This window comes from Pseudomonas muyukensis, from assembly GCF_019139535.1.
In the GTDB taxonomy this organism is placed as follows: domain Bacteria; phylum Pseudomonadota; class Gammaproteobacteria; order Pseudomonadales; family Pseudomonadaceae; genus Aquipseudomonas; species Aquipseudomonas muyukensis.
Window position 1 is genome coordinate 2,923,471 of record NZ_CP077073.1, and the last position, 19,899, is coordinate 2,943,369.

21 protein-coding genes are annotated in these 19,899 nt (G+C 65.0%); 13 read left to right on the forward strand and 8 right to left on the reverse strand.

Features of this window, described 5'->3' with window-relative positions; all coding sequences use genetic code 11:
• The 5 genes from modB to KSS95_RS13335 all read right to left on the reverse strand — a co-directional run bounded on the left by modB (nt 1) and on the right by KSS95_RS13335 (nt 3,781).
• On the reverse strand, nt 1-681 hold the full coding sequence (gene modB, locus KSS95_RS13315; protein WP_217847561.1) for a molybdate ABC transporter permease subunit: 681 nt from the start codon (nt 679-681) through the stop codon (nt 1-3).
• Complete coding sequence (gene modA / locus KSS95_RS13320) at nt 681-1,439, reverse strand: molybdate ABC transporter substrate-binding protein (protein ID WP_217847562.1); 759 nt, start codon at nt 1,437-1,439, stop codon at nt 681-683. Before modA ends, modB begins: the two co-directional genes overlap by 1 nt.
• 759 nt (nt 1,440-2,198) lie before the next feature.
• Entirely contained in the window at nt 2,199-3,266 is a 1,068-nt protein-coding gene (locus KSS95_RS13325; protein ID WP_217847563.1) for an NAD(P)H-dependent flavin oxidoreductase, read from the reverse strand.
• Nucleotides 3,267-3,300: 34 nt separating this feature from the next.
• Nucleotides 3,301-3,471 (reverse strand): hypothetical protein, encoded by a 171-nt coding sequence (locus tag KSS95_RS13330; RefSeq protein ID WP_167659519.1) that lies wholly within the window; start codon nt 3,469-3,471, stop codon nt 3,301-3,303.
• 7 nt (nt 3,472-3,478) lie between these two features.
• The gene (locus tag KSS95_RS13335; protein ID WP_134693685.1) at nt 3,479-3,781 is read right to left on the reverse strand and encodes a DUF1883 domain-containing protein; all 303 of its coding nucleotides are present in this window, start codon (nt 3,779-3,781) and stop codon (nt 3,479-3,481) included.
• 160 nt (nt 3,782-3,941) lie between these two features.
• Here KSS95_RS13335 and KSS95_RS13340 point away from each other — a divergent pair, with 160 nt between their 5' ends.
• The 10 genes from KSS95_RS13340 to KSS95_RS13385 all read left to right on the forward strand — a co-directional run bounded on the left by KSS95_RS13340 (nt 3,942) and on the right by KSS95_RS13385 (nt 13,677).
• Nucleotides 3,942-4,301 carry a hypothetical protein gene (locus tag KSS95_RS13340; RefSeq protein ID WP_217847564.1) on the forward strand — a complete coding sequence of 120 codons (360 nt, stop codon included), beginning with the start codon at nt 3,942-3,944 and terminating at the stop codon, nt 4,299-4,301.
• A 146-nt stretch (nt 4,302-4,447) separates the two neighbouring features.
• Nucleotides 4,448-5,098 (forward strand): c-type cytochrome, encoded by a 651-nt coding sequence (locus tag KSS95_RS13345; RefSeq protein WP_217847565.1) that lies wholly within the window; start codon nt 4,448-4,450, stop codon nt 5,096-5,098.
• A complete protein-coding gene (locus KSS95_RS13350) occupies nt 5,095-6,009 on the forward strand; it encodes a c-type cytochrome (protein WP_217847566.1) in 915 nt (304 codons plus the stop codon). The genes KSS95_RS13345 and KSS95_RS13350 overlap by 4 nt, the downstream gene beginning before the upstream one ends.
• Nucleotides 6,010-6,102: 93 nt before the next feature.
• Nucleotides 6,103-7,464, forward strand: coding sequence for a UDP-glucose dehydrogenase family protein (locus KSS95_RS13355; RefSeq protein ID WP_217847567.1), 1,362 nt, complete (start codon nt 6,103-6,105; stop codon nt 7,462-7,464).
• 47 nt (nt 7,465-7,511) lie between these two features.
• On the forward strand, nt 7,512-8,351 hold the full coding sequence (gene galU / locus KSS95_RS13360) for a UTP--glucose-1-phosphate uridylyltransferase GalU (protein ID WP_217847568.1): 840 nt from the start codon (nt 7,512-7,514) through the stop codon (nt 8,349-8,351).
• 99 nt (nt 8,352-8,450) lie between these two features.
• The gene (gorA, locus tag KSS95_RS13365; protein WP_217847569.1) at nt 8,451-9,806 is read left to right on the forward strand and encodes a glutathione-disulfide reductase; all 1,356 of its coding nucleotides are present in this window, start codon (nt 8,451-8,453) and stop codon (nt 9,804-9,806) included.
• Between the two features lie 310 nt (nt 9,807-10,116).
• The gene (gene ahpC / locus KSS95_RS13370; protein WP_133330622.1) at nt 10,117-10,680 is read left to right on the forward strand and encodes an alkyl hydroperoxide reductase subunit C; all 564 of its coding nucleotides are present in this window, start codon (nt 10,117-10,119) and stop codon (nt 10,678-10,680) included.
• A 125-nt stretch (nt 10,681-10,805) separates the two neighbouring features.
• A complete protein-coding gene (gene ahpF, locus KSS95_RS13375) occupies nt 10,806-12,368 on the forward strand; it encodes an alkyl hydroperoxide reductase subunit F (protein WP_217847570.1) in 1,563 nt (520 codons plus the stop codon).
• Nucleotides 12,369-12,541: 173 nt separating this feature from the next.
• Complete coding sequence (locus tag KSS95_RS13380; RefSeq protein ID WP_217847571.1) at nt 12,542-13,111, forward strand: SPOR domain-containing protein; 570 nt, start codon at nt 12,542-12,544, stop codon at nt 13,109-13,111.
• A 140-nt stretch (nt 13,112-13,251) separates the two neighbouring features.
• Complete coding sequence (locus tag KSS95_RS13385; protein ID WP_134693695.1) at nt 13,252-13,677, forward strand: GTP pyrophosphokinase; 426 nt, start codon at nt 13,252-13,254, stop codon at nt 13,675-13,677.
• 6 nt (nt 13,678-13,683) lie between these two features.
• Here the strand turns inward: KSS95_RS13385 and KSS95_RS13390 are convergent, their stop codons facing one another.
• From KSS95_RS13390 to KSS95_RS13400, 3 genes are all read right to left on the reverse strand, one after another.
• Nucleotides 13,684-14,376 carry an endonuclease gene (locus tag KSS95_RS13390; RefSeq protein WP_134693696.1) on the reverse strand — a complete coding sequence of 231 codons (693 nt, stop codon included), beginning with the start codon at nt 14,374-14,376 and terminating at the stop codon, nt 13,684-13,686.
• A 6-nt stretch (nt 14,377-14,382) separates the two neighbouring features.
• Nucleotides 14,383-14,625 (reverse strand): DUF1654 domain-containing protein, encoded by a 243-nt coding sequence (locus KSS95_RS13395; RefSeq protein WP_217847572.1) that lies wholly within the window; start codon nt 14,623-14,625, stop codon nt 14,383-14,385.
• 223 nt (nt 14,626-14,848) lie between these two features.
• Entirely contained in the window at nt 14,849-15,937 is a 1,089-nt protein-coding gene (locus KSS95_RS13400; protein WP_217853981.1) for an asparaginase, read from the reverse strand.
• 341 nt (nt 15,938-16,278) lie between these two features.
• Between KSS95_RS13400 and KSS95_RS13405 the strand changes: the two genes are divergently transcribed.
• The 3 genes from KSS95_RS13405 (at nt 16,279) to KSS95_RS13415 (ending at nt 19,895) form a co-directional block, all read left to right on the forward strand.
• A complete protein-coding gene (locus KSS95_RS13405; protein WP_217847573.1) occupies nt 16,279-17,226 on the forward strand; it encodes a sugar ABC transporter substrate-binding protein in 948 nt (315 codons plus the stop codon).
• Between the two features lie 126 nt (nt 17,227-17,352).
• Nucleotides 17,353-18,906: a sugar ABC transporter ATP-binding protein gene (locus KSS95_RS13410; protein WP_217847574.1), complete on the forward strand. Its 1,554-nt coding sequence runs from the start codon at nt 17,353-17,355 to the stop codon at nt 18,904-18,906.
• The gene (locus KSS95_RS13415) at nt 18,903-19,895 is read left to right on the forward strand and encodes an ABC transporter permease (protein WP_217847575.1); all 993 of its coding nucleotides are present in this window, start codon (nt 18,903-18,905) and stop codon (nt 19,893-19,895) included. The genes KSS95_RS13410 and KSS95_RS13415 overlap by 4 nt, the downstream gene beginning before the upstream one ends.
• The last annotated feature ends 4 nt before the right edge of the window (nt 19,896-19,899 follow it).

The following is a 19,899-nucleotide window of genomic DNA, read 5'->3' on the forward strand; positions in this document are numbered from 1 at the left end:
TCAGCTCCAGCCAGCCTTGCCGCGGCGGCCAGCGTAGAGCATCAGCAGCACCAGGAAGGAGAACACCAGCATGGCCCCGGCCAGCCAATGGGCCTGGGCGTATTCCATGGCCTCGACGTGATCGAAGATCTGCACCGAGACCACACGGGTCTTGTCGGGGATATTGCCACCGATCATCAGCACCACGCCGAACTCGCCCACGGTATGGGCGAAGCCGAGGATGCTGGCGGTGATGAAGCCGGGGCGGGCCAGCGGCAGCACCACGTGAATGAAGCTGTCCCAGGGGCTGGCGCGCAGGGTGGCGGCCACTTCCAGCGGGCGCTGGCCGATGGCGCCGAAGGCGTTCTGCAGCGGTTGCACCACGAATGGCATGGAGTACACCACCGAGCCGATCACCAGGCCGGTGAAACTGAACACCACGCTGCCCAGGCCCAGGGCCTGGGTTGCCTGGCCAATCCAGCCATGGGGCCCGAGGGCCAGCAGCAGGTAGAAGCCGATCACCGTCGGCGGCAGCACCAGGGGCAGGGCCACCACCGCGCCGATCGGCCCGCGCAGCCAGGAGCGGGTGCGCGCCAGCCACCAGGCGATGGGCGTGCCCAGCACCAGCAGAATGGCGGTGGTCAGGCTGGCCAGCTTGATGGTCAGCCAGATCGCGCCCAGGTCACTGGCGTCCAGCGGCATCAGATTTCATAGCCGTAGGACTTGATCACGGCAGCGGCCTTCGGGCCCTTGAGGTAGTCCACCAGGGCCTTGGCGGCGGGGTTGTCCTTGCCCTTGTCGAGGATGACCGCGTCCTGGCGGATGGGGTCGTGCAGCGCGGCGGGGACGATCCATGCCGAACCTTCGCTGACCTTGCCATCCTTGTAGATCTGCGACAGGGCGACGAAGCCCAGTTCGGCATTGCCAGTGGAGACGAACTGGAACGCCTGGGTGATGTTCTGGCCCTCGACGATCTTGGCCTTGGTGGCTTCGGTCAGGTTCAGCTTGGCCAGTACCTGGGTGGCGGCCAGGCCATACGGGGCGGCCTTAGGGTTGGCGATGGACAGGTGCTGGAAGTCGTTGTGCTTGAGCACTTCGCCCTTGGCGTCGACGTAACCCGGCTTGGCCGACCACAGCGCCAGGGTGCCGATGGCGTAGGTGAAGCGCGAGCCGGCGACGATTGCTTTTTCCTGCTCGAGCTTGGCCGGGGTGCTGTCGTCGGCGGCGAGGAAGACTTCGAATGGCGCGCCGTTCTTGATTTGCGCGTAGAACTGGCCGGTGGCGCCATAGGCGGCGACCAGCTTGTGGCCGGTGTCTTTCTCGAAGTCCTTGGCGATGGCCTGGATCGGCGCTGTAAAGTTGGCCGCCACGGCGACCTGGACTTCGTCGGCCCAGGCACTGTTGAGGCAGATAAGGCTGGCGAGGGTGCTGGCGGCCAGGTGGGACAGGCGAATGCGCATGCGAACGGCTCCTGAGGGCGGGGTTATCGTTATGGTTCGAAATATATAGCGATAACCGCCTGTCGGGAAGGCCTCGCCCCTGCAACGCCAGCAAGAGTGACGCCTAGCAGGCGCAAGGGTGGCAGAGATCACCTCGCAGGAACCGGCCTTGCCGACGAACACCGGCGTAGCCGGTGCCATCCACCGCGTTGCGTGGTTCGCCAGCAAGGCTGGCGCCTACGGGTGTTGCAGGCCGTAATCGGCGTAGGAGCCGGCCTTGCCGGCGAACACCGGCGCAGCCGGTGCCATCTTCCGCGTTGCCTGGTTCGCCAGCAAGCTGGCTCCTACGGGTGGGCAGGTCGCAGACGGCGTAGGAGCCGGCCTTGCCGGCGAACACCGGCGCAGCCGGTGCCATCCACCGCGTTGCCTGGTTCGCCAGCAAGGCTGGCGCCTACGGGTGGGCAGGTCGCAGACGGCGTAGGAGCCGGCCTTGCCGGCGAACACCGGCGCAGCCGGTGCCATCCACCGCGTTGCCTGGTTCGCCAGCAAGGCTGGCGCCTACGGGTGTTGCAGGCCGTAATCGGCGTAGGAGCCGGCCTTGCCGGCGAACACCGGCGCAGCCGGTGCCATCTTCCGCGTTGCCTGGTTCGCCAGCAAGGCTGGCTCCTACGGGTGGGCAGGTCGCAGACGGCGTAGGAGCCGGCCTTGCCGGCGAACACCGGCGCAGCCGGTGCCATCCACCGCGGCGCCTGGTTCGCCAGCAGGGCTGGTGTCGGTCGCTCAATTGTAGGCGCCGGCCTTGCTGGCGATCTCCCGGGTCAGTTCGCCAGCGCCCATGTGCCGGCCAAGGCGCAAGGCCTGGCCCGACCACAGGTTGCTGAAATCGCTGTTGCCCTGTGGGTCGGTGATAGCCCGCAGTGGCATCAGCGCGCCGCCGGCCAACGGGAACTGGGGGGCCAGCGCGCTCATCGGCCCCAGTTCGCGCATGATGCGGTTGTTGATGCCCCGCGCCGGGCGGCCGGTGAACAGGTTGGTCAGCGCGGTATCGCTGGCCGCCGCGCTGTCCAGGGCGCGACGGTGGGCGGCGCCGACCTTGGCCTCGGGGCAGAACAGGTAGGCGGTGCCGATCTGCACCGCCGCGGCACCCAGCGCCAGGGCGGCGCGCAGGCCACGGTGGTCGGCGATGCCGCCAGCGGCAATCACCGGCACTGTCACCGCATCGACCACCTGCGGCACCAGGGCGAAGGTGCCGATCTGGCTGGTGATGTCGCTGCTCAAGAACATGCCCCGGTGGCCACCGGCCTCGTAGCCCATGGCGATGATCGCGTCGCAGCCGTGCTGCTCCAGCCAGACAGCCTCCGCCACGGTGGTGGCGCTGGACAGCACTGTGGCGCCACTGGCCTTCACCCGTTGCAGCAGTGCCGGCGCGGGCAGGCCAAAGTGGAAGCTGACCACCTGCGGGCGCAGTTGCTCGACCAACCGGCAACTCTGCTCATCGAATGGCGCGCGGTTGGACACCGGCGTCGCGGCCTCGAAATCGGCACCGACTTCGTCGTAGTAAGGCTTGAGCGCCTGCTTCCAGCGGGCATCGCGTTCGGGGTCGGGGGCGGGCGGCTGGTGGCAGAAAAAATTGAGGTTGAGCGGGCCCTGGCAGGCGGCGCGGAACGCTTCGATCTCGCGCCTGACCTGCTCTGCAGTGAGCATGGCGCAGGGCAGGGCGCCCAGGCCGCCGGCGTTGCCGACGGCGATGGCCATCGCCGAGCCCGTGGCACCGGCCATGGGCGCCTGGAGAATGGGCACCTCGATGCCCAGCAGGTCGAGGATGCGGCGGTCTTGCCAGGTGCTCATGGGCGACTCCTTGAGTGCGACGTCTCGGGCGTGATTACAGGGCCTTGCTGACCTGGATGTCGCTGATCTTCTCGGCGTCCTCGCCATGGATCTTGCGCAGCGCTTGCTGGGCCTGTTCCAGGGAGGCGTCGGGCATCTGCGCGAAATCCCAGCGGCGCTGGCCGTCGAGCTTGTACTTGATCACGTATTTGGTGGTCTGGGTCATGCTGTGGTTATCCGAGTTTCGACGACGAGCGACGAATGATCTTGATCTTGTGGGTCAGGGTCGGTTTGCGCGTGACCGAAATAGGGCGTGTGGTCACGGTGTCGATGGTGATGTTCCAGAAGCCTGTGCTGGGCACGGTGATCTTGGCCGGGAACTTATCGAAATGGCCACCGTGATAGGTGTGTCGACCGCCGTTCTTGAAGCTGCGGAAATTGGCGTCGTTCATCAGGCGGATGTTGCAGCGCTGGGAGCACTCGATGACGACGATGTCGTCCTCGTTCAGATGCTCGCGCTGGTGTACGAATTTCATGGGGTGCTCCGCAAGGATTGGTTCTGCAAACGCGCACGATATCACGATGTGCGGTTACACTTGCGCCCGGCTGGCCTCGCCAGGGAGATTTCTGCCATACCAGGGAGCAAATCGGCATGGATGTGGTCACAGGATGACTTTGAAGGTGGAGAGAGCAGCAATGAAATGGGTGGTAGCAGCAGTGTCGCTGGCGTTGGGTGGTTGTGTCAGCGTTTCTGAGTTGGAGCAGTCCCACGCGACGCTGGACGTGATGTCCGGCAAATCGCCGCGCGAATATGCCGAGTGCGTGAAACGCAAGCTGGCCGATAGCCGCGATCCCTTGCAGGAAGAAGTGCGCGATGACGGCTTGCGCCTGATCGTGCCGCAAAAACTCTCGTCCGGTGCCGGCCCGGCGGCGTTGCTGGACATCGACAAGCGTGGCAGCGGTAGCGCCATCAAGGTCTACGAGCGGCTGAACAACTTCCCGCTGCGCCTGGGCGACGTGCGTACTGCCGCCACCCAGTGCATCTCCGGTTCTTGATCTGGCTCAGTTAAAAAGCGATTAACTGGCTCATTGCCACTTTCCTTCCCGGCGGCACGTTGTCGCAGGCCGGGGAATAAGCCTAGTATTTCTGGGCTTATATCGTTTAAGCCTAAGCTTATAACAAGGAAAATGGAGCCTCCGTCATGAAACTCCTGAGCCCCGTCGTGATTGGCAGCTTGCTGATCCTGGCCTGGCCCTCGGCGCACGCCGCCGACGGCCAGACAATCTTCAACCAGGGCGGGCAGAACCCCGCCGCCATGGCCTGCATGGGCTGCCATGGGCCGGATGGCAAAGGCATCGCCGCCGCCGGTTTTCCCCGCCTGGCCGGCTTGTCAGCCGGTTATCTCGCCAAGCAACTGGACGATTTTCGCAACGGCAGCCGCCAGCAGGCGGTGATGGAGCCCTTGGCCAAGGCCATGGCGCCTGCGGAAATCGAGGCGGTCAGCGCTTATCTGAGCAGCTTGCCCGCCGATGCCGCGCCCGACGTGCGCCGCCAGCAGATCGCCAACGACCCGGTGACCCGCCTGGCGCTGTATGGCGACTGGAGCAGGCAGATCCCCGGTTGCGTGCAATGCCACGGGCCGGGCGGCAGCGGCATCGGCGAGCACTTTCCGCCCCTGGCCGGGCAACCGGCTGGCTACCTGGTGGCCCAGCTCAATGCCTGGCGCGACGGCAGCCGCCGCAACGACCCCAACCAGTTGATGGTCAACGTGGCCAAGGCCATGACCGACACCGAGGTCAAGGAAGTCGCCGATTACTTCGCCAAGCTGTCCAGCCCGGAGGTCAAGCCATGAAGCCGATGATCCCAACCCTGTTGCTGCTGGCCATCGGCAGCGTCCAGGGCGCGCCTATCGCCATGGAAGACCAGTCCCAGCTCAAGGTCCCCGGTGTGCAGGCCGCGCCGCAATTTACCCCGCCGGCGGAAACCGCGATTCCGGACAACGCCTTTGGCAAGATGGTCCGCGAGGGCCATGCGCTGTTCGTCGATACCCGGCGGTTGATGCCCGAAGCTGCGAAAAATGGCCTGAACTGCAGCAACTGCCACCTGGACCAGGGGCGCATGGCGCATTCGGCGCCGCTGTGGGGCGCCTACCCGATGTACCCGGCGTATCGCAAGAAGAACGACAAGGTCAATACCTTCGCCGAGCGTATCCAGGGTTGCTTCACCTTCAGCATGAACGGCAAGCCACCGGCGGCCGACAGCCCGCAGATGACGGCCTTGAGCGTATACGCCTATTGGCTGTCGACCCAGGCGCCGACGGGCGTGGAGATTGCCGGGCGTGGCTACCCCGAGGTGCCCAGGCCGGCAGCTGGCTACGACTTCAAGCGGGGCCAGCAGGTGTACCAGCAGCAGTGCGCAATCTGCCATGGCGACAACGGCGAAGGGCAGAAGGTGGCCGGGGAGTACGTGATGCCGCCGTTGTGGGGCAAGGACTCCTACAACTGGGGTGCCGGCATGCACCGGATCAACACCGCCGCGTCGTTCATCAAGTACAACATGCCGCTGGGCAAGCCTGGCAGCCTGAGCGACCAGCAGGCCTGGGACGTGGCCGCCTGGATCAACCGCCATGAGCGGCCGCAGGATCCTCGCCTGGTGGAGGGCTCGATCGAGAAGACCCGGCTGAAGTTCCATGCCAACGATGGGGTCAACCTGTATGGGCAGAAGGTCGATGGCGTGTTGATCGGGCAGGGCATCGGCGGCTGAGGTGCAGGCCTGTCATCACCTTGCCCCAGCCTTGTCACCGCCCTGCAATCCCCGCTGATGTTCCATGGCCGCAACCTACAAAGGAGCGTGGCCATGGAACTGTGTGTGATCGGGGCGGGTTACGTGGGGCTGGTGACTGCCGCCTGTTTCGCCGAGATGGGCAACCGCGTGGTCTGCCTGGAACACGACAAGGCACGCCTGGCACAACTGCGCGAGGGTCAGTGCCCGATCTATGAGCCCGGCCTGCAGGCGCTGCTGCAAGCCGGCCTGCGCAGCGCCCAGCTGAGTTTCAGCGATGACTGCAGCCTGGCCCTGGCGCGGGCCGAGGTGGTGTTCATCGCCGTCGGCACGCCCAGCCATGAGGACGGTTCGGCCGACCTGCAGCAGGTGCTGGCGGTGGCCGACAGCCTGGGTCGTCACCTGCAACGCGCCTGCCTGGTGGTGAACAAGTCGACGGTGCCGGTCGGGACCGCCGAGCGCGTGGCCAAGCAGATTGCCGCTGGCTTGCGCAGCCGTGGTGCCCGCTTTGTCGTCGAGGTGGCGAGCAACCCTGAGTTTCTCAAGGAGGGTAGCGCCGTCGATGATTTCCTGCGCCCGGACCGGATCATCATCGGCAGTGACAGCGCGCAGGCCATGCAGTGCCTGCAGCGGCTGTACGCGCCTTTTGTGCGCAATCGCGAGCGAATCCTGCTGATGTCGCCGCGGGCCGCAGAATTCAGCAAGTACGCCGCCAACGCCTTCCTGGCCACCAAGATCTCCTTCGTCAACGAACTGGCCGGGCTGTGCAGCCACCTGGGCGTGGATATCGAGCAGGTGCGCCGCGGCATCGGCAGCGATAGCCGCATTGGCAGCCACTTCATCTATGCCGGTTGTGGCTACGGAGGCTCCTGCTTCCCCAAGGACGTGCGGGCCCTGGTGCATTGCGCCGAGCAGCAGGGTTACCAGCCGGCGATCCTCCAGGCCGTGCAGGCGCGCAACAGCGAGCAGAAGACCCTGCTGTTCCAGGCCCTGCGCGAACATTTCGGCGGCGTGCTGCGTGGTCGTCACGTGGCGGTGTGGGGGTTGGCCTTCAAACCCGGCACCGACGACCTGCGCGAGGCGCCAAGCCTGGTGCTGCTGGACGCCTTGCTGGCCGCCGGCGCGCAGGTCCAGGCCTGCGACCCGGCAGCGCTGGCCGGGGTGGCAGGGCGTTATCCGCAGGCCTTGGCCAGTGGCCAGCTGCGCCTGAGCGAGGACCCCTACAGTTGCGTCGAAGGGGCCGATGCGCTGGTGCTGGTGACCGAATGGAAGCAGTTCCGCCAGCCCGATTTCATCCGTGTCAGGGGGCTGATGCGCAGGCCGGTGCTGTTCGACGGACGCAATATTTACGATCCCTCGGAACTATCTACACTGGGATATCTCTATCATGGCATCGGCCGACCACGGGTGGGGCATTGTAAGGTGACCGCCGCCTGATTAGACTGCGCCGAATTTCGTACGCAAAGCCCTTGTTAAGGACGTATATGATCAAGAAATGCTTGTTCCCGGCAGCCGGTTACGGCACCCGCTTCCTGCCCGCTACCAAAGCCATGCCCAAGGAAATGCTGCCGGTGGTCAACAAGCCACTGATCCAGTATGGCGTTGAAGAGGCACTGGACGCCGGCCTGAACGAGATCTCCATCGTCACCGGTCGCGGCAAGCGCGCCCTGGAAGACCACTTCGACATCAGCTACGAGCTGGAAACCCAGATCAAGGGCACCGACAAGGAAAAATACCTGGTCGGCATCCGCCGCCTGCTCGACGAGTGCTCGTTCTCCTACACCCGCCAGACCGAAATGAAAGGCCTGGGCCATGCGATCCTCACCGGCCGTCCGCTGATCGGCGACGAGCCGTTCGCCGTGGTGCTGGCGGACGACCTGTGCGTCAACCTTGAAGGTGACGGCGTGCTTGCGCAGATGGTTGCGCTGTACAAGAAGTACCGCTGCTCGATCGTCGCCATCCAGGAAGTCGACCCGCAGGAAACCAACAAGTACGGCGTCATCGCCGGTGAAGAGATCAAGGACGGCATCTTCCGTGTCGACGCCATGGTCGAGAAACCGAAGCCCGAAGACGCCCCGTCCAACCTGGCGATCATCGGTCGCTACATCCTCACCCCGGACATCTTCGAGAAGATCGAGCAGACCGAGCCGGGCAAGGGTGGCGAGATCCAGATCACCGACGCGCTGATGAAACAGGCTGCCGAAGGCAACGTGATCGCCTACAAGTTCAAGGGCAAGCGTTTCGACTGCGGTGGCGCCGAAGGCTACATCGAGGCGACCAACTTCTGCTTCGAGCACTTCTACAAGGCCGGCAAGGCGTACTGATACGCCCATGCGGGTCCAAGGAGCCACCCTTCGGGGTGGCTTTTTTGTTTGCGGCGGGCAACGGCGGTATGCTGGGCGCCTGCCTAGGAGAGTGAATACATGGCCTACGATTTTGATCTGTTCGTGATTGGCGCCGGTTCTGGCGGTGTGCGCGCGGCGCGCTTCGCCGCGGGCTTTGGCGCAAAAGTGGCAGTGGCCGAGAGCCGCTACCTGGGTGGCACCTGCGTCAACGTCGGTTGCGTGCCAAAGAAACTGCTGGTGTACGGCGCCCACGTCGCCGATGAACTGGAACAAGCCGCCGGTTTCGGCTGGACCCTCGAAGAGGGCCACTTCGACTGGGGCACGCTGATCGCCAACAAGAACCGCGAGATCGAGCGCCTCAATGGCATCTACCGCAACCTGCTGGTCAACAGCGGCGTGACCTTGCTCACCGGCCATGCGCGTATCACCGGCGCCCATGAGGTGGAAGTCGAAGGCCAGCGCTACAGCGCGGCCAACATCCTTATCGCCACCGGCGGCTGGCCGCAGGTGCCGGACATCCCGGGCAAGGAGCTGGCGATCACCTCCAACGAGGCGTTCTACCTCAAGGACCTGCCGCGCCGCGTGCTGGTGGTGGGCGGTGGCTACATCGCCGTGGAGTTCGCCGGCATCTTCCAGGGCCTGGGCGCCGACACCTGCTTGCTCTATCGCGGTGACCTGTTCCTGCGTGGCTTCGACGGTTCGGTGCGCACCCACCTGAAGGAAGAACTGGAAAAGCGCGGCATGAACCTTGAGTTCAACGCCGACATCCAGCGCATCGACAAGCTCGACGACGGCAGCCTCAAGGCCACCCTCAAGGATGGCCGCGTGCTGCTTGCCGATTGCATCTTCTACGCCACCGGGCGCCGGCCGATGCTGGACAACCTGGGCCTGGAGAACACCGGCGTCGAACTGGATCCGCGTGGTTTCATCCGCGTCGACGCGCAGTACCAGACCACCGAGCCGTCGATCCTGGCCATTGGCGACGTCATCGGCCGTGTGCAGCTCACCCCGGTGGCCCTGGCCGAAGGCATGGCCGTGGCGCGGCGCTTGTTCAAGCCCGAGCAGTACCGCGCGGTCGACTACCAGAACATCCCCACCGCGGTGTTCAGCCAGCCGCCGATCGGCACCGTGGGCCTGACCGAGGAGCAGGCGCTGGCGGCGGGGCACAAGGTGCAGATCTTCGAGAGCCGTTTCCGGGCGATGAAGCTGACCCTCACCGATATCCAGGAGAAGACCCTGATGAAGCTGGTGGTGGATGCCGACACCGACAAGGTACTGGGCTGCCACATGGTCGGGCCGGATGCCGGCGAGATCATCCAGGGCCTGGGCATCGCGCTGAAGGCCGGGGCGACCAAGCAGCAATTCGACGAGACCATCGGCGTGCACCCGACCGCCGCGGAAGAGTTCGTGACCATGCGCACCGTCACCCGCTGAGCGCCTCTGTCGCTGGCCTTTGCAGGAGCGGCCTTGCGTCGCGAAAGGGCCGCAAAGCGGCCCCAGGATATCGGCGAGCAAGCTGATGTTGCTGGGGCTGCTCTGCAGCCCTTTCGCGACACAAGGCCGCTCCTACAAGCGTGGGGTCCGCCGGCGCAATCCTTTGCTCAGCCCAATCCCTTCTATTAATAATCCCGCCTTATAGCCAAAACCAATCAGCAGCATGAGCTTTGCCAATGAGCCTTTGGCCGGAGCAATCGGTAGGATTCACTCCATCAACTGATTCCAACCCCATGAAGGAGCGTCTCTCATGCCAATCATCAACAGCCAGGTCAAACCGTTCAACGCCACCGCCTACCACAAGGGCGAATTCGTCCAGGTCAGCGAAGCCGACCTGAAAGGCAAGTGGTCCGTCGTGTTCTTCTACCCGGCCGACTTCACCTTCGTCTGCCCGACCGAACTGGGCGACCTGGCCGACAACTACGCCGAGTTCCAGAAGCTGGGCGTCGAGATCTACGGCGTGTCCACCGACACCCACTTCACCCACAAAGCCTGGCACGACACCTCGGACACCATCGGCAAGATCCAGTACCCACTGATCGGTGACCCGACCCACATCATCTCGCGCAACTTCGACGTGCTGATCGAGGAAGCCGGCCTGGCCGATCGCGGTACCTTCGTGATCAACCCGGAAGGTCAGATCAAGATCGTCGAACTGAACGACGGCGGTGTAGGCCGTGACGCCACCGAGCTTCTGCGCAAGGTCAAGGCCGCCCAGTACGTTGCCGCCCACCCGGGCGAAGTCTGCCCGGCCAAGTGGAAAGAAGGCGAAGCCACCCTGGCACCGTCGCTGGACCTGGTCGGCAAGATCTAAGCCGATGCACAGCCCGCGGGCGGTAGACAGCCGCCAAAGCTGAAGCAGTTACCGCCCCGTAAAAACGCCCGGGCGACCTCGCCTGGGCGTTTTTGTATCCGAGTTTTGTAAAAGGAATCGCCCGTATGTTGGACGCCACGCTTAAATCGCAACTGAAAACCTACCTGGAGCGGGTCACCCAGCCGATCGAGATCGTTGCCTCCCTCGACGACGGCGCGAAGTCCCGCGAATTGCACGACCTGCTGGTGGAAATCGCCGGCCTGTCGAACCTCATTACCTTCAGCGCGGACGGCAGCGATGCCCGTCGCCCGTCATTCTCGCTGAACCGCCCGGGGGGCGATATCAGCCTGCGCTTCGCCGGCATCCCCATGGGCCATGAATTCACTTCCCTGGTGCTGGCGCTGCTGCAAGTCGGCGGCCACCCGTCCAAGGCCAGTGCCGAGGTGATCGAGCAGATCCAGGCCCTGGAAGGTGAGTTCACCTTCGAGACCTACTTCTCGCTGTCGTGCCAGAACTGCCCGGACGTGGTCCAGGCGCTGAACCTGATGGCGGTGCTCAACCCCAACGTGCGCCATGTGGCCATCGACGGCGCGCTGTTCCAGGACGAAGTCGACGCCCGCAAGATCATGGCGGTGCCAAGCATCTACCTGAACGGCGAGTTGTTCGGCCAGGGCCGCATGGGCCTGGAAGAGATCCTCGGCAAGCTCGACACCAATGCCGGTGCCCGCCAGGCCGAGAAGATCAACGCCAAGGACGCTTTCGACGTGCTGGTGGTCGGCGGTGGCCCCGCCGGCGCGGCGGCGGCCATCTATGCCGCGCGTAAAGGCATCCGCACCGGTGTTGCCGCCGAGCGTTTCGGCGGCCAGGTACTCGACACCCTGGCCATCGAGAACTTCATCTCGGTGCAGGAGACCGAAGGGCCGAAACTGGCCAGCGCATTGGAAGAGCACGTCAAGCAGTACGACGTCGACATCATGAACCTGCAGCGCGGCGAGGCGCTGATCCCGGCCACCGCTGGCGGCCTGCACGAAGTACGCCTGGCCGGCGGCGCCTCGCTCAAGGCCAAGACCGTGATCCTCGCCACCGGTGCCCGCTGGCGCGAAATGAACGTGCCGGGCGAGCAGGAATACCGCGCCCGTGGCGTTGCCTACTGCCCGCACTGCGACGGCCCGCTGTTCAAGGGCAAGCGCGTGGCGGTGATCGGCGGCGGCAACTCTGGCGTGGAAGCGGCCATCGACCTGGCGGGCATCGTCGCCCAGGTGACCCTGATCGAGTTCGACGGCCAGCTGCGTGCCGATGCCGTGCTGCAACGCAAGCTGCACAGCCTGGCGAACGTCAAGGTGATCACCAGCGCGCTGACCACCGAAGTGCTGGGCAATGGCGAGAAGGTCACCGGCCTGCGCTACAAGGACCGCAGCACCGAGCAGGTCCACGACCTGGCGCTGGAAGGCATCTTCGTGCAGATCGGCCTGTTGCCCAACACCGATTGGCTCAAGGGCACCGTCGAGCTGTCGCCGCGCGGCGAGATCATCGTCGACGCCAAGGGCCAGACCAGCATCCCAGGGGTGTTCGCTGCCGGTGACGTGACCACGGTGCCGTACAAGCAGATCGTGATCGCCGTGGGCGAAGGCGCCAAGGCCTCGCTGGCTGCCTTCGACCACCTGATCCGCAGCTCGGCGCCAGCGTGAGCCGAACGCCGTAGGTGAAAGCGCCGCCATGCCCTTGGGCTGGCGGCGTTTTCGTATTACTGTTTTGACCGATTCCCACGACATACCCTGCAACCTTCCACTATCGCCGTACCCCTGCGGCCAGCCCCCGCGCTCATGCTAGAATCCGCCCCTTCGAATCTGGAGGTAGACGCGTGCGCAATCTGGCGGTGGTAATGGCGGTGCTGGCCCTGGCGGGCTGTGACAACGAGGTCGAAGGCGTGCACAAGCAGGTGGCCGAACATCTGCACAACCCCAAGACGGCCAAGTTCGCCAACGTGCGCTTCGACACCCAGGGTTCCATCTGCGGCCAGGTGCGTGGCAAGGACGACAGCGGCCAGTACGAGCCTTATCGCAGCTACGTGGCGATCAAGCACGACGGCCGGTACGAGATTCTCATCGACCAGACCGGCAACAACCTGCGCATTCGTGAAGTCTGCGGCGGTGCCGAGCTGCAGCGCCGTGCCGATGAGCTGGCCGAGCAGCCGGCACCGCAAGGCTGGGATGTGGAAGTGATTCAGGGCCCGAACATGGGCGCGCTGAGCGACATGACCGCACGGCTGATCGAGAAGGGCATCCCGTCGTCGGTGGAGTATCGCGAGGGCAAGCCGGTGGTGTTGATGGGGCCGTTCCCGAGCAAGGCCGAGGCCGAGGCGCGCAAGGCCGAGGTAATGGGCAAGCTGGGCACCGATTCGATCGTCATCCAGCACGGCGCCAAGCGCTGAGCCCGCGCGACCTGGGGAACCCGCCTCGGCCCTGCAGGCGCCAGCCTTGCCGGCCAACCAGGTCATGCGCTGGAACACGTGGCCCGGCCCCGCTGTCACAGCTATGCTGACAAGGGCAGGGGCGAGCGGGGGAACACCTCATGGCAACGCTGGAACGGGCCATCGCGGTGGCCATCAAGGCACATGAAGGGCAGTACGACAAAGGCGGGGCGGCCTACATCCTCCACCCGTTGCGGGTGATGGAACGGGTGGTCACCCCCGAGCAACGCATCGTCGCGGTGTTGCACGATGTGCTGGAAGACACCCCGTTCACCCTCTCCGACCTGGCCCGAGAAGGCTTCCCGCTGAAGATCCTCGCCGCGCTGCTGGCCCTGAGCCGTCGTGAAGGGGAGAGCTACGAGGCCTTCGTGATCCGCCTGGGCGTCGATCCCTTGGCACGCCAGGTCAAGTTGGCCGACCTTGCCGACAACAGCGACCTGTCGCGCATTGCCCATCCCGGCCCCGCGGACTTGGCCCGCTTGAGCCGCTACCAGCAAGCCAGCGCCTACCTGCAGGCGCTGGCCTGACCGGCATCAGCCACAGGCCTTGAGGTTGACCGGCCCGACGAACGCGTTGCCATGCCCCATCACGCATGCCACCTGCTGGTTGCGTTGCAGCTCCCAGGCCTGCGGCGGGTAGGTCTTGTTCCAGGCCTCGAACAGTTGCCGGTCCTGCTTGGACAGGCGCAGGTCGTACTGTTTGCTCATGTAGAAGTAGGTGCGTGCGATCATGCCGCGAATCGAGGGTCGCGGCATGACCTTCTTGGCCTTGAAGTCGACCTGGGTCAGGCAGCTGCCGTACTGGCCGTGCTGCTCGGGCAGCCAACCGAAGCTGTAGTTGCTGCGGTCGCCGTTGACCTCGCCAATGCTGGGCACCAGGTTGTGCAGATCAGCCTCGGCGCGCTGGTAGACCTTGTCGTTGCGCGAGCAGTTCTTGCGCCCGCCGCTTTGCCAGCACTGGCGCTGGTGGCCGATCTGCCAGGCCGGGACTATGTGTTCCCACTCGATGCGCGAGGCGCGGTTGAGGTTTTTGCGCGGCGCGTAGCCACATGAGGCGAGGTCGACTTTGTTGCCCTTGTACTTGCAACCGCAATAGAACTCGGTGGACTGCGGCGCGTACAGCTTCCAGGCGACCTTCTTGGCCTCCTGGAAGGTGCGCGGGGCATCGGCGTGGGCGAGCGGGGTGGTCAACAGCAGGCAGGCGACAGCGAAAAGCGAAACTCTCATGCGGGGTCAGTCTTCCTTGGGCACGGTCCAGAAAATCTGCACGCCACCGTCGTCGCGGTGGGCGAGGGTGACGTTGTCGTTCTCGGCGATTTCCTCGAGCAGGGTTGCCCAGTCGTCGGGCGACTCGTGGTCGAGGCGGAAGATCAAGGCGGCGCGGCTGCGCTGGGCGGTGGGGCTGTTGATGATCTTCTGGATGCGCTGACCCAGTTGTTCATAACTGCTCGGCGACGCGGAGGCGGGTTTGGCCACGGGGCTATTCCTTGTTTTGCTGTATGCGCATACAGTATTTCACTGTAAGCCGTTTCGCAACAGCAGGTAGGATGAAAGCCGTATAAGACCGTGGTGGCGGGATTGGTTCCCTGAAGGCAATGTTCGCCGGCAAGCCGGCTCCTACAGTGGATTGCGCCATACCTGCAGGAGCCGGCCGCGAATCAACCGGAACCCCATGGTTCCGGTTGCACTCAAGCGCCGATCAATATTCCCAGAAGATCCGCTGCAGCTCCTTGCTGTCCTGGGTCTTGGTCATTGCGACCATGGCCAGGATTCGCGCTTTCTGCGGGTTCAGGTCGTGGGCCACGACCCAGTCGTTCTTGTCGTCAGGCTGTTCGGCGTTGCGCAGCACGAAGCCACCCTGGTTGACGTGGGACGAGCGAATGATCTGCACGCCGTTCTTGCGCAGCTCCTGCAGGGCAGGGACCACTCGCGAGGACACCGAACCGTTGCCGGTACCGGCATGGATGATTGCCTTGGCGCCAGCCTGGGCCAGGGCCTTGTAGGCGGTGTCGGTCACGTTGCCGTAGCCGTAGGCGATGTCCACGGCCGGCAGCTGGCTGATCTGCTTGATGTCGAACTCGGAGTTGACGGTGTGGCGCTTGGCCGGCAGGCGGAAGAAGTACGACTTGCCTTCCACCACCATGCCCAGCGGGCCCCACTGGCTCTTGAAGGCTTCGGTCTTGATGTTGACCGACTTGCTGACGTCGCGACCCGACTGGATCTCGTCGTTCATGGTCACCAGCACGCCCTTGCCGCGAGCGTCCTTGCTGCTGGCCACGGCCACGGCGTTGTACAGGTTGAGCATGCCGTCGGCGGACATGGCGGTGCCCGGACGCATCGAGCCGACCACGATGATCGGCTTGTCGGTCTTTTCCACCAGGTTGAGGAAGTAGGCGGTCTCTTCCAGGGTGTCGGTGCCGTGGGTGATGACGATGCCGTCGACGTCCTTGCTGTCGGCCAGTTCGGCGACGCGCTTGCCCAGTTTCAGCAGGTCGTCGTTGCCGATGCTCTCGGAGGCGACCTGCATCACCTGCTCGCCGCGCACGTTGGCCAGGTCCTTCAGCTCTGGCACGCCGGCGATCAGCTTGTCGATGCCTACCTTGGCAGCCTGGTAGGTGGCGCTGTTGGCGGCGCTGGCGCCAGCGCCGGCGATGGTGCCGCCGGTGGCCAGGATCACCACGTTGGCCAGCTTCTGTTGTTGCGCGGCTTCCTTGGCGGAAACGGCGGTCGGCAGCACCAGCAGCAGCGCCAGGGCGCTCGGTGCGAAGGTGTTCAGGGCGAATTTCATCATTTCTGCTTCTCTCTTCCTGGGTGAGATGTTCTCGATGTCGCGCAGATACAAAGGCAGGTTTCGTACCAGCAACTACCGTTCGTCGCATTTCATCTTGAGCCCCCCGAAACCGTGGGGTTTTGCGCTCGGCCCGGTACAGGCGCCATGGCCTGTCGTTCGGCAGGCCGAACAAGCGTAGGAAAGGTGTTCGGTTTTTCGGATAAATTGCGGATAATCCGACAGGCGTATCCTTGGCCAGGGCGCGCGAATGGATTTGACAAAAGCGGGGCCTGTTTCCATAGTGAGCTACCGCAAACGTTTGCGATCCGATAAAAACCACAAGATTCGGAGTCATTTCCATGAAGCTGCCGTTTTCCGGCCGTCCCCTGGCCCTCGCCGTCGTTTCTTCGTTGCTGTTCACCCTCCCGGCCGCCCATGCCGAAGACAAGCCCAAGGTTGCGCTGGTGATGAAATCCCTGGCCAACGAGTTCTTCCGCACCATGGAGGACGGCGCCAAGGCCTACCAGAAAGACCACGCCACCGAGTTCGACCTGGTCGCCAACGGCATCAAGGACGAGACCGATACCGGCAACCAGATCCGTATCGTCGAGCAGATGATCGCCACGGGCGCCAAGGCCCTGGTGATTGCCCCGGCCGACTCCAAGGCCCTGGTGCCGGTGGTGAAGAAAGCCATGGACGCGGGCATTACCGTGGTCAACATCGACAACCGCCTCGACCCCGACGTGCTCAAGAGCAAAGGCATCAGCGTGCCCTTCGTCGGCCCCGACAACCGCAAGGGCGCGCGCCTGGTGGGCGACTACCTGGCCCAGCACAAGCTCAAGGCCGGCGACCAGGTCGGCATCATCGAGGGCGTGCCGACCACCACCAATGCCCAGCAGCGCACCGCCGGCTTCAAGGACGCCATGCAAGCGGCGCAGATGAAGATCGTCTCGGTGCAGTCGGGCAACTGGGAAATCGACAAGGGCAACGCCGTGGCCGCCTCGATGCTCAATGAATACCCCGAGCTCAAGGCGCTGCTGGCCGGTAACGACAGCATGGCCCTGGGCGCGGTCTCGGCCGTGCGCGCCGCCGGCAAGACGGGCCAGGTGCAGGTGGTCGGCTACGACAACATCAATGCCATCAAGCCGATGCTCAAGGACGGTCGGGTGCTTGCCACCCTCGACCAGGCGGCCAGCCAGCAAGCGGTGTACGGCATCCAGGCGGCGCTGAAGATGGTCAAGGGCGAGCAGCCGGGCGTGGATGCCGACAATGTCATCCAGACGCCGGTCGAGCTGATCACCCAGTGAAGTGATATCGCGGGGCGTCGCAAGGCGCGGCAAGTGTGTCTGCCCCGACGCTATCGCGGGGCAAGCCCGCGCTCACGAATGCCCGCCTCATGAACGCGTCATGCTTCGTCCTAGGAGAGAATGGCCATGTCAGTAACGGCCAATGAAACCGTGCTAGCCGTCAGCGGCCTGGGCAAGACCTACGCCCAACCGGTGCTCGGCGACGTCACCCTTGAGCTGCGCGGCGGCGAGGTGCTGGCCCTGACCGGCGAGAACGGCGCCGGCAAGTCGACCCTGTCCAAGCTGATCAGTGGCCTGGAAACGCCCAGCGCCGGGCACATGCACTACCGTGGCCAACCCTACAGCCCGGGCAGTCGTGCCCAAGCCGAGCGCCTGGGCGTGCGCATGGTGATGCAGGAGCTCAACCTGCTGCCCACCCTGACCGTGGCCGAGAACCTGTTTCTCGACAACCTGCCCAGCCGTCTCGGCTGGGTCAACCAGAAGCGCCTGCGCCAGCTGGCCAGCGCGGCCATGGCCCAGGTCGGCCTGGACGCCATCGACCCGGACACACCCGTGGGTGAACTGGGCATCGGCCACCAGCAGATGGTCGAGATTGCCCGCAACCTGATCGGCGACTGCCATGTGCTGATCTTCGACGAGCCCACCGCGATGCTCACCGCCCGCGAAGTGGAGCTGCTGTTCACCCAGATCGAGCGCCTGCGCCAGCGCGGCGTGGCCATCGTGTATATCTCCCATCGCCTCGAAGAGCTGCAGCGCGTGGCCCAGCGCATCGCCGTGCTGCGCGACGGCAAGCTGGTGTGTGCCGAGCCGATCCTGCGCTACAACAGCGAGCAACTGGTCAACCTCATGGTCGGCCGCGAGCTGGGCGAGCACATCGACCTCGGCCAGCGCAGCATCGGTGCGCCGCTGCTCAAGGTCGACAAGCTCAGCCGTGGCGACAAGGTGCGCGAAGTGTCGTTCGAGGTCAGGGCAGGGGAGATCTTCGGCATCTCCGGCCTGATCGGTGCCGGGCGAACCGAACTGCTGCGCCTGATCTACGGCGCCGACCGCGCCGACAGTGGCCAGGTCGCCCTCGGCCAGCCACCGGTGCCGGTGACCATCGATTCGCCCAAGGCCGCGGTCAAGGCCGGTATTGCCCTGATCACCGAGGATCGCAAGGGCGAAGGCCTGTTGCTGAGCCAGTCGATCAGCGCCAATATCGCCCTGGGCAACCTTGGCGCGGTGTCCCGCGTCGGGGTGCTCGACCGGGACGCCGAGCGTGCCCTGGCCGAACGCCAGATCAGCGCCATGCGCATCCGCAGCGCCAGCCCTGCCCAGGCGGTCGGCGAGTTGTCCGGTGGCAACCAGCAGAAGGTGGTGATTGGCCGTTGGCTGGAGCGCGACTGCCAGGTGCTGCTGTTCGACGAACCCACCCGCGGTATCGATGTCGGCGCCAAGTTCGACATCTATGGCCTGCTCGCCGAGCTGGCACGCCAGGGCAAGGCCCTGGTGGTGGTGTCCAGCGACCTGCGCGAGCTGATGCTGATCTGCGACCGCATCGCCGTGCTCAGCGCCGGCCGCCTGATCGACACCTTCGACCGCGATCACTGGACCCAGGACCAGCTGCTTGCCGCAGCCTTCGCCGGCTACCAGAAACGTGATGCCCTGCTGCACGACGCAGCTCCCAGGATGGATGCATGAAAACCACAACAAACACCTCGGTCGCCGCGCCCGTGCGCCGCGGCGCCACCTATTTCGGCCTGGGCACCTACCTGGGCCTGGCCGGCGCCTTGCTGGCGATGATCGTGCTGTTCTCGCTGCTGAGCAGCCACTTCCTGTCCTATGCCACCTTCAGCACCCTGGCCAACCAGATCCCCGACCTGATGGTGCTGGCGGTGGGCATGACCTTCGTGCTGATCATCGGCGGCATCGACCTGTCGGTAGGCTCGGTGCTGGCCCTGGCCGCCTCGACGGTCAGCGTGGCGATCCTCGGCTGGGGCTGGAGCGTGCTGCCCGCCGCGCTGCTGGGCATGGCCGTGGCGGCCCTGGCCGGCACTGTCACCGGCAGCATCACCGTCGCCTGGCGCATCCCCTCGTTCATCGTCTCGCTGGGCGTGCTGGAGATGGCCCGGGGCCTGGCCTATCAATTCACCGACTCGCGCACCGCCTATATCGGCGATGCGTTCGCCTGGTTCTCCAACCCCGTCGCCTTCGGCATCTCGCCGGCCTTCATCATCGCCTTGCTGGTGATCGTGCTGGCCCAACTGGTGCTGACCCGCAGCGTGTTCGGCCGCTACCTGATCGGCATCGGCACCAACGAAGAGGCCGTGCGCCTGGCCGGCATCGACCCACGCCCTTACAAGATCCTGGTGTTCGCCCTGATGGGCGTGCTCGCAGGCCTCGCCGCGCTGTTCCAGATCTCCCGGCTGGAAGCCGCCGACCCCAACGCCGGCGCCGGCCTCGAGCTGCAGGTGATCGCCGCCGTGGTGATCGGCGGCACCAGCCTGATGGGCGGGCGCGGCTCGGTCATCAGCACCTTCTTCGGTGTGCTGATCATTTCGGTACTGGCCGCAGGCCTTGCGCAGATCGGCGCTTCGGAACCCACCAAACGCATCATCACCGGGGCGGTCATCGTCGTCGCCGTGGTGCTCGACACTTACCGCAGCCGGCGCGCGAGTCGGCGGAACTGAACCC